Annotated in this window: 7 protein-coding genes and 1 pseudogene; 1 reads left to right on the top strand and 7 read right to left on the bottom strand. The window is 44.6% G+C overall.

Going from position 1 to position 10,279, the window contains the following annotated elements:
- The 3 genes and pseudogenes from O9139_RS22355 to O9139_RS22365 all read right to left on the bottom strand — a co-directional run.
- Positions 1–1,204 (bottom strand): annotated as a pseudogene (locus O9139_RS22355) (IS3 family transposase); the annotation flags it as partial.
- Positions 1,205–1,223: 19 nt separating this feature from the next.
- Positions 1,224–1,769, bottom strand: coding sequence for a hypothetical protein (locus tag O9139_RS22360; RefSeq protein ID WP_270881637.1), 546 nt, complete (start codon positions 1,767–1,769; stop codon positions 1,224–1,226).
- 373 nt (positions 1,770–2,142) lie between these two features.
- A complete protein-coding gene (locus O9139_RS22365; RefSeq protein ID WP_270881638.1) occupies positions 2,143–5,307 on the bottom strand; it encodes an S-layer homology domain-containing protein in 3,165 nt (1,054 codons plus the stop codon).
- Positions 5,308–5,488: 181 nt separating this feature from the next.
- Here O9139_RS22365 and O9139_RS22370 point away from each other — a divergent pair, with 181 nt between their 5' ends.
- Positions 5,489–5,821 carry a nuclear transport factor 2 family protein gene (locus tag O9139_RS22370; RefSeq protein ID WP_270881639.1) on the top strand — a complete coding sequence of 111 codons (333 nt, stop codon included), beginning with the start codon at positions 5,489–5,491 and terminating at the stop codon, positions 5,819–5,821.
- Between the two features lie 93 nt (positions 5,822–5,914).
- Here O9139_RS22370 and O9139_RS22375 read toward each other — a convergent pair whose 3' ends face one another.
- The 4 genes from O9139_RS22375 to O9139_RS22390 form a co-directional block, all read right to left on the bottom strand.
- Positions 5,915–6,394 carry a carboxymuconolactone decarboxylase family protein gene (locus O9139_RS22375; RefSeq protein ID WP_270881640.1) on the bottom strand — a complete coding sequence of 160 codons (480 nt, stop codon included), beginning with the start codon at positions 6,392–6,394 and terminating at the stop codon, positions 5,915–5,917.
- A gap of 83 nt (positions 6,395–6,477) precedes the next feature.
- Positions 6,478–7,404, bottom strand: a complete 927-nt coding sequence (locus O9139_RS22380; RefSeq protein ID WP_270881641.1) for an RNA polymerase sigma-70 factor — start codon at positions 7,402–7,404, stop codon at positions 6,478–6,480.
- Between the two features lie 182 nt (positions 7,405–7,586).
- Complete coding sequence (locus O9139_RS22385) at positions 7,587–8,834, bottom strand: MFS transporter (RefSeq protein ID WP_270881642.1); 1,248 nt, start codon at positions 8,832–8,834, stop codon at positions 7,587–7,589.
- Positions 8,835–8,958: 124 nt separating this feature from the next.
- Positions 8,959–10,279, bottom strand: a protein-coding gene (locus tag O9139_RS22390; protein WP_270877922.1) for an IS3 family transposase whose coding sequence is annotated in 2 segments (ribosomal slippage) — positions 8,959–9,863 and positions 9,863–10,279 — 1,322 coding nt annotated over the 2 segments. Because the reading frame shifts where the segments join, the coding sequence is not laid out codon by codon here. This gene is flagged as partial in the annotation.

Genomic DNA, 10,279 nt, shown 5'->3' on the forward strand with positions numbered 1-10,279 from the left:
TTCATAATGCCAAAGAAGTTCTCCATCACCGCGTTATCGTAACAATTTCCTTTGCGTGACATGCTTTGGGTAATTCCTTGTTTCTTCAAAGCATGTTGATACGGCTTCATCTGGTAGTGCCAGCCTTGATCCGAATGTAGGAGGAGTTCATCCTCTTCGGATAAGCGTTTAAAGGCCTTATCTAGCATCTCAGAGACTAAGGAATAAGTAGGGCGGGGCCCTACTGTGTAAGTGATAATTTCACCGTTAAACAAGTCCAAAACAGGTGATAAGTACAGCTTTTCTCCAAATAGCTTAAATTCCGTAATATCGGTAACCCATTTCTCATTTGGTTTTTCCGCGTGAAAATTACGATTGAGTACGTTAGGTGCAATTTTACCTACTGTTCCTTTATGGGAACGATATTTCTTCATACGCACCACTGATTTCAAGCCTAATTCTTTCATGATACGCTGCACTTTTTTATGATTAACCCGATGTCCCCGATTATATAGTTCATCACGGATACGACGATAGCCATAACGTCCTTGATGTTCGATGTAAATGGATCGAATAAGGAGTTTTAGATCTTTGTCTAGATCGGGCTTATTCAACTGCTTTACCCAGTAGTAAAAGGTACTACGAGGGATGTCAGCAAACGCTAGCAATGCAACCACCGGGAATTCAAGCCTTAATTCATAGACTACTTGTGCTTTGTCTTGTTTGGTGATTTTTCCTTGTTTTGAACTAAGGCATTCAACTTTTTTAGATAGGTATTTTCCATACGCAAACGTTCTATTTCTGCTTTCAGAGCTTCAACTGAACCCTCCGCAGGTTCTAGTTTTTTCGAATTGTTCTCTTTCTTATTTGTCATAAGTGGGCGCCCCTTTTTCTTTGATTTCAGGGCGTCCTTTCCATCTTCATTAAATTGATTGCGCCATTTTCTAATGATCCCAGGGGAGGAAATATTAAAAATGACAGCAGCTTCATTTGGAGACGTCCCATGCTCGTTCATATAGTTGAGTACGTCTAGTTTAAATGACATGCTGTAAGCTGTATAGCTCTTTTCAAAAGCTTTTACCCCGTGATATTCGTATTGCCTAACCCACATACGTAAAACTTCATGGTTTATCCCTAATGATTTTGCAACGCTTTTAATTCCTTCCGTACCATTCTGATACTTAAAAATGGCCTTCAATTTCTCATCTAAACTGAAATTAGGCAAAAAAACTGCACCTCCATTGTTAGTCGTGTCTAACAAATGGGGTGCAGTTCGCTTCCGTGTAGGCTGCTTTGTAAAACTGAATAAGTTCAGAATTACCATATACACTTTTAATTTTCGCTTCTACCTGTTGTAAAAGTTTTAAGTCTTTTTTGTAACCAATATTAATGACCCCGCCTTTAGATTGATCGATATACATACCAGCGAAGCTATCATCTTTAAGAGATCTGATATACTCTTTAACTCTTGGAATTTTTTCTTGCTGCGTTTGGATACGCTCATCAAGAGATTTTTCTTCTTGTGTTAATACAACCCCATATTTTTTCCCGCTCGTCTGGCTTTTGTCTTTTAGCAAACTATTAACATAGGCTTCATTTACATTTAGACCCATTTCTTTGCGAAACCTCATGTTCTTATCCAGACTTCTCTCATTTGGATTTGCATCGTCAATGCTATTGGTGGATGCAGAGACGAGTTCTGGTGATAACGGTATTGTCAATGTTGTGATAAGTGAAACAGACATTAATAAAGTACATACAAACTTCTTTATTGACCTAGGACGTTTCATGCTGTAGTCCTCCCATTAGTTAGTCTTTTGATCATTAAAAGAGATAGGGATAAAAAATTTAAATAAAAAATAAATATTATTATTGTCCAGTAAATTGGAAACCGCTTCCATTTTGATTCAAAAACTCAACCACCAGCTAATAACTCTAGTCCACTAACATCCCCCTATACACCCCAATCAAGCCCCTTTATGTAAATAGTAATACAAAATGCTAAAATATGTCAATATATTAATCTACAAAAATCTCTATTTCGATTTCTTATCTACCTCATTACGAAGTAGCAAGTTACGCTTTCTTACATACTATTGCAATATCGGCTAATAGAATGCTTTTAACAAAAAAAGAAAGGGCACATGTCCCCTTCCTTTTCTATTACATTTTGAGCTCATCCAGCAAAATCTTAATCTCTGGGTTCAATTCAAGCACGCGAACAATAAGCGTTAGAGATTCTGCTTTGGTGGTAGAAGCCTCTGGAGCAAATGTGCTAGCATCACGCCCCTGCACTAAGCCCGCCTCAAAGGCCGCTTGAATTTGGGATGCATTCCAGGTGCCCTCAATATCTTTAAATGTTCCACGGTTTTCGTGATTAACTGCACTTACATTCACCAATCGACAGATGATCGCAATGATTTCAGCTCGTGTAATCGTCTTGTCAGGTTTGAACGTACCATCTTCATACCCGTTGATAATACCGTGGGACACGAGGGCTATGATGGCCTCGTTCGCCCAGAAACGGTTATCTACATCAGAAAATACGAATGCAGTGGAAGTGGATTGCGCGCTAAAGTTAAACGCTTTGGAAATCAGTGCAGCAAATTCAGCCCGAGTCATGTTAGCATCCGGATGGAAACTTCCATCTTCATAACCGGCTACAAAACCAAGTTTTACAAACAGATTGATGGTATCTTTACTCCAGTGATTTGCAATATCCGAAAGATGAATAATAGCTGGATTGGACTTGGCTTGCGCAAGTTTGTCTTTCAGGAACGAAACAAGCTGAACTTCATCCACGTTATCCTTAAAAATATGTGTGTCAGGTTTCGGTGCATCAGGTTCTGTTGTTGCCGGCGGTGTTGTTAGTGATGCCGGTGATGACGGTGTCTGTGAAGAACTATCCGAACTCTCACGACCATTACGTGTAACAAGAACGGTATATGTTTGAGTTGTACCGTTTTGTGCCGTTACTTGCACCCTAATCGTATTGGTACCAGAGTAAAGGTTAATCGCCTGCGAACTCGAACCCGAAGATAATTCAATTCCATTCACCTTGACTATGGCGTTAGCATCATAGACGTCCGCCGTAACCGAAGTGCTGCTTACAGCGTGATTCACGAATACTGTGTAGCTGGTTGTTCCAGCAGCAAACGATGGACTCAGATCAGCATTCGAAAGGGAGAGATTACGCAGTTCCGCATTGTTGTTCGCTGCCCGATCGACTTTTATTGTGTATGCCTTGGTGCTCAAGTCCTGCGCGGTTACCAACACCGTGATCATGTTGCTTCCCACGTTCAATCCGATCGCATCTGATGTAGTGCCGCTCGTCAACGCAACGCCATTGACTTGGATCGTCGCTGTGGGATCATACACGGAGGCGGTCACCGAAGTGCTGTAAACACGATTGGATACGGTTGCCGTGTAATTCGTCGCAACTGGTGTAAACGCTGGATTTAAAAGCACATCTGAAATAGAGAGACTGCTCAATTTCGCATTTGAGCTTAAAGGCTTGACGCTCGCCGAGGAAGCAGAAGAAACGGAGTTCCCTGCTGCATTCGTCGCCGTCACCGTAAACGTATACGCCGTTCCGTTCGTCAGACCTGTAACGGTGATCGGACTACCCGCATCAGTTGCTGTTAGCCCGCCGGGATTCGATGTCACGGTGTAGCTTGTAATCGAACTGCCACCATTGCTCGCTGGCGGTATAAAGCTTACTGTCACCTGGCCATCGCTAGCAGCAACGCTTCCGATCGTCGGTGCGGATGGTACGGTCTTCGGTGTAACGCTGTTCGAAGATGCGGACGGTACCGATGTGCCCACAGCATTCGTCGCTGTCACCGTAAATGTATACGCCGTTCCGTTCGTCAGACCTGTAACGGTGATCGGACTACCCGCATCAGTTGCTGTTAGCCCGCCGGGATTCGATGTCACGGTGTAACTTGTAATCGCGCTGCCTCCGTCGCTCACTGGCGGTATAAAGCTTACCGTCGCCTGACTATTGCCGGCCGTTGCTACTTCAATCACCGGAGCCGTCGGTGCAGTAACCGAGCTGGTTATTGCCATCGTCATCTTATAGGCACTTTTGTTCCCGTACTCATCTTTGACCATGACATTGTAATAGTAGCTTGTTCCTGGCGTAAGCCCCGTTACATTTACCGTCGCAATGTCAGAAGTGTAAGATCCCATCGCAGTACCAAATGCTTCCATGTCCTCAACGGTATTAAGGTTACTGGAACTCGATTGATATACCCTATATTGCAAGCCTTTCTGAGGACTAATGTTATCAATCGCTTTATTCCAATTTAAGATTAGCCCTGTCTGGGATATCCCCGATGTGCTTATGGTTTCGTTGGTGACAGCAGGTGGATTGTTATCTGCCAGAGCAATGCTTGTCACCTGGCTGGCCGAAGGTACGATTAAAGCCGGTGTTCTTGTTGTGAGATCGACAGCATAAATCCCCGAGTGGCCATTATACAAATCGCCTACATAAGCGCGATTTCCGGCCAGATCAAGGGCTATGCCTTGCGGATACTGAATGGTATTGTTATTTAAAATAACTGTCATACGCGTCCCATCGAAATTGACACGGCTTAAGGTATCTCCTGCAGCAGGTTGACCGGTAGCGTTCGTTGTAAAATAAAGCTTCTGATTGACCCGATCCGCATATAAGCTGGTAACCTGATAGGCAGAACTGTACAATAACGTCGGTGCCCCTGTCGATAGCTCGACAGCGTAAATCCCCCCATGGCCATTGTACAAATCACCTACAAAAGCGCGATTGTTGGGGAGATCTAGGGCAATGCCTTTAGGGTACTGGATCGAATCGTTATTGAGAATAGCGGTCATCCCCGACCCATCGAAATTAATGCGGCTTAGGGTATCACCTACAGCTGGCTGACCTGTGGCATTCGTCGTAAAATAAAGCTTTTGATTTACGGTGTCCGCAGCCAAATCGGTAACCTGATAGGGGGAGTCGTAGATCTTCGTCACAACGCCTGTTATAAGGTCTACAGCATAAATCCCCCCATGATTATTGTAAAGATCACCCACAAAGGCCCGGTGATTGGCAGGATCAAGTGCCACGCTTCCAGGATAAAAGATGCTATCATTGTCAGAGATCACGATCGAGCCGTTACCGTCCACGTTAGCGCGCATAAGACTATCACCACTAGCAGGCTGCCCCGTTGCATTCGTCGTGTAAATGATTTGATCTGCTACAATTGCATAGGCGTGACTTCCCCCCCATACACCTAATGCTATGGAGCCGAACAGCATCGATGTAAGTAAACCAACTTTCTTCATTACTGACATTTTCTGAAACAATTTTCCCCCTCCTCCGATAAGTTGCAACAAATACCGTTATAATCATTCGACAATAACCTTATCTCCCCTGCCAACCCTGACATTTTAACTTGCTGGTGCCATATCCTGGAATGATCGTTTACTTTGTGGCAATTTTCATATACTATCTACGAAACTACATTTTGTTCTGGGAGGAAATTATATGGGAGAATCTGTTGTACAAAGGCAATTACAAGCCTATAACGAAAAAAATATCGACTTATTCATGGCATGCTATAGTGAAAACATTCAAATATACGATTTTCCGAACACGCTGACCATGGAAGGTCAAGAGGCTATGAGAGCGCGTTATCAAACATTGTTCGAAACTTATCCCCATATGGAAGCAACGGTTGATAAGCGAATTTTTCATGGCAAATATGTCATTGACCATGAACAAATAACAGGCCGAATCGAAGGCGCCATTGTCGAAGCTGTCGCCGTTTATGAAATAGAGGACGATATCATTATTAAAGTCTGGTTTCTTAGAAAATAATAAAAAAAGGGAGCCCGTAGTATCCGGTTCTCCCTTTGATGAATGTAAAACTTGCTATGCAGGAACGCTAAGCCAGTGTGCCGGTGCCAGGCTTCAGTTCAGGCCGGCTTTTGTCAACCCAAATGCGGAGTCAGCCGTCCCCGGTGTCATTTGGAACGCTACGTTAACCCGATTCCAGGCATTGATGGCCATGACCGAGAACGTCAGATCGGAGATTTCCTTCTCGCTGAACTGCTCGCGAACGCGATTGTAGACTTCGTCCGGTACACCATGCTCAGGCAGCTTCGTCAGTATCTCCGTCCAAGCCAATGCTGCTCTTTCACGCGGATCAAACAAGGTGGATTCTCTCCAGATCGCAACGTGGTATAGACGCAGCTCGCGTTCACCATGAATCTTGGCTTGCTTCACGTGCATATCCAGGCAGAATGCGCAGCCATTCATTTGCGAAGCTCTGATGTGAACGAGATGAAGGATGCTTTCTTCAATCGAACTTCCTTGTTCGGCGTTGCTAAGCTCCATCAATTTTTTGAAAAACTCCGGCGATTGCTGCATATAATTCACTCGTTGTGTCATTGTCATTCCTCCTCTTTGTTTTTACAATATGAAAACAATTGACGTGCTTCAAGTGTGACATTCAAGCGCCGCTTAATGTGTAATTACATATTCGGCCCTACAATGGCATGCTCTAATTTGTCAGGATTCGCAATAAAGTATATGCGATGAATGTTCATCGTCTGGGCTTCCCATTCAAAACACAGAACTCCGGTTAGCTTCCCCTCTTGGGCTAACAAAATGCCAGGCTGGCCATTGACTTCCACCAGCTTCGCTTCGGATTGCAGGAAGCGGCTGGAAGATAGTGCGTTTAAGATGGCAAGCACACGCTGTTTCGTGTAGATCGGATTGATCGCGGCTGTTACCTTCCCTCCACCATCGGCAAAGAAGACGACATCCTCGGTCAGCATGCTGACCAGGGACTGAACGTTCCCATTCGTCAGCGCGGCAATGAAGCGGGTAACACGTTCCTTCTCCTCTTGTGGATAAATGGGAACCGTTTCCGCTTGTTCCGACGAAACTTGATCGATTTTTTTCTTAACCCGACTATAGATTTTGCGGCAGTTGACTTCTGTTTTATTGACCATTTCTCCGATCTCGTTATGTTCATAGGCAAACACTTCACGCAGAATAAACACGGCTCGCTCCAACGGTGTCAGTTTATCCATTAAAATAAGAAAAGCATACGATATCGTATCTTCCCTCTCAATGCGATCTAACGGTCCCTGGTCCGTGAGCTGTACGGAAGGTTCAGGCAGCCAGTTGCCTACGTAGCGGATTCGCTTTTTTCTTGCCGATTTCAATTCGTTCAAACAGCGGTTGATCATCATTTTGCTTAAATACGATTTGATGTTATGAATATTGTCATTTACATATCCGTTCATGTTAATAAACAAATCTTGAACCATATCTTCAGCATCCGCTCTGGAACCCAGCATCCGGTAAGCAATTGCGAATAAATGAGACTTATACGTTCTATATAAATCCTCAATAGAATTAGGTGATGGATCAATTGTGTAGGTTTGCATCATATCCGCCCTTTCCTAATTGGATAGCCGCGCCTTTACTGGTTTTATTATGGATCAAGTAAGATCGAAGCATGCGATGAGACAGCTCTAATCAAAGATAAGACAAATAACGATGTCCATCTGTGACATTAAATGAAAAAAAAGAACAGCCTGCCGCCGCAGAACTGTTCCTTTTCTTATCGAACTTAAGAGTAGCTTCCGGCCAACCTCCGATTCAGCCTCCCCCGCACGAACCATGCATACATGGCAAAACCTGTAAGCAGCGCTCCCGCCGTTAGCAGAAACGGCAGGGAATAATGGTTCCCGGCCAAGATGTACCCCGCCCAGTAAGATGCAATCGTGTTGCCGATACTGCGTGAAACCGTCCGCATCCCCGCGAAGATGTTGCGATCCTCTTCGGCAACGGCGGACATGCATTCGCTGTCCATCATGTTGTTCAGCATGGTAAAGCCTGTGCCGCGAATGAGCAGCAGCACGGCGAAGACCGCCCCCGGCATCGTCAAAGCCATCAGCCCGACCACAACGATGTTATACAGAAACAGGAGCACGAAAGCTTTGCTGCTGCCCATCCGTTCTAACAAATACGGCACAAGAAGCGAGCCGATAAAGAAGAATACACCGGACAGCGCCAGTAGGCCGGAGATGCCGCTATCCGCCATCTCGAACCGGAACTTCAGGATGACGTTGAGAAACGGACTTAACAGACCGAAGGTGAAGCCGGAATTGAAGATCAGCAGCGCAAGCAAAATCATGAACGAATAAGCGTGCGCCTTCTTAGGCTGCTCCGAAGAAGGTGCGGCGGAAGCCCCCATATCCCTCGCGACAGCAGCTTGGCCATTGGCAGATGGGAGCAGCAAGCCGCGTAATATACCGGAGAGCCCCAAACAGCCGCCGGCCACGAAAAAGGCGTTCTGGTACAGCGTGCTGTGCCCCGGCATCCATAGCGGGAGGTAGCCCCCCAGCCAGGTGCCGATGCCGGTGAACAAGGTAAAGATCGCAAACAGCAGCGAATAGGCGCTGGTTTCTTCTTTCTTCGTGCGGCAATATTGAAAAATGAGTTGGATTTCCGAGTTCACGATCGCCGTCATGCTCAGTGACCAGATGAGCTGTGCTGTAGTGATCATGGTAATACCGGTTCCGAATCCAAAAATGATCAATGCCAGAAAAGCGAGCAGCATGCCGATGACGAGCATCGTTTTGCGGCCTATGTATTTGACGACGAAGCCTGCCGGCAGACTAGCCAGTCCGATCGTCAGTGCTCCGAGCGAGGTGATGCGCCCGATATCCTCTTTGGAGAAGCCGAGGTCTAACAGATGCAAGTTCAGGATCAAGTTAAAAATGCCGGCGCCAATGCCAAACAAGCTTTCGGTGGCGACAAACCGTTTGACGCCGGGGGATAAATCACGGAATAAATCAACGATATATGACCACATAGCTGCTCCCTTCCTCTTGCTGTTGCTGTATACTATGCTCCTATCTTACATGGCAAGGGCTGGGGGTTCAATATAAAAAGACAGCCGTCCACATGAAGTGACCCCTTAAAGTTAGACAAATATTTTATGCAACCTGTTGGGCGTGAGCACGGTATTGTACCGGGCTCATGCCTTTTAATTTTGATTTGATGCGTTTGTGATTGTAGTAATCAATGTATCGTGCTAGTTCTAGCTTAAAGTGATCTACACTTTCAAATTCATTAAGATAAAGAAACTCCGACTTCATAATGCCAAAGAAGTTCTCCATCACCGCGTTATCGTAACAATTTCCTTTGCGTGACATGCTTTGGGTAATTCCTTGTTTCTTCAAAGCATGTTGATACGGCTTCATCTGGTAGTGCCAGCCTTGATCCGAATGTAGGAGGAGTTCATCCTCTTCGGATAAGCGTTTAAAGGCCTTATCTAGCATCTCAGAGACTAAGGAATAAGTAGGGCGGGGCCCTACTGTGTAAGTGATAATTTCACCGTTAAACAAGTCCAAAACAGGTGATAAGTACAGCTTTTCTCCAAATAGCTTAAATTCCGTAATATCGGTAACCCATTTCTCATTTGGTTTTTCCGCGTGAAAATTACGATTGAGTACGTTAGGTGCAATTTTACCTACTGTTCCTTTATGGGAACGATATTTCTTCATACGCACCACTGATTTCAAGCCTAATTCTTTCATGATACGCTGCACTTTTTTATGATTAACCCGATGTCCCCGATTATATAGTTCATCACGGATACGACGATAGCCATAACGTCCTTGATGTTCGATGTAAATGGATCGAATAAGGAGTTTTAGATCTTTGTCTAGATCGGGCTTATTCAACTGCTTTACCCAGTAGTAAAAGGTACTACGAGGGATGTCAGCAAACGCTAGCAATGCAACCACCGGGAATTCAAGCCTTAATTCATAGACTACTTGTGCTTTGTCTTGTTTGGTGATTTTTCCTTGTTTTGAACTAAGGCATTCAACTTTTTTAGATAGGTATTTTCCATACGCAAACGTTCTATTTCTGCTTTCAGAGCTTCAACTGAACCCTCCGCAGGTTCTAGTTTTTTCGAATTGTTCTCTTTCTTATTTGTCATAAGTGGGCGCCCCTTTTTCTTTGATTTCAGGGCGTCCTTTCCATCTTCATTAAATTGATTGCGCCATTTTCTAATGATCCCAGGGGAGGAAATATTAAAAATGACAGCAGCTTCATTTGGAGACGTCCCATGCTCGTTCATATAGTTGAGTACGTCTAGTTTAAATGACATGCTGTAAGCTGTATAGCTCTTTTCAAAAGCTTTTACCCCGTGATATTCGTATTGCCTAACCCACATACGTAAAACTTCATGGTTTATCCCTAATGATTTTGCAACGCTTTTAATTCCTTCCGTACCATTCTGATACTTAA

The organism is Paenibacillus aestuarii, assembly GCF_027789125.1.
GTDB lineage: Bacteria > Bacillota > Bacilli > Paenibacillales > NBRC-103111 > Paenibacillus_E > Paenibacillus_E aestuarii.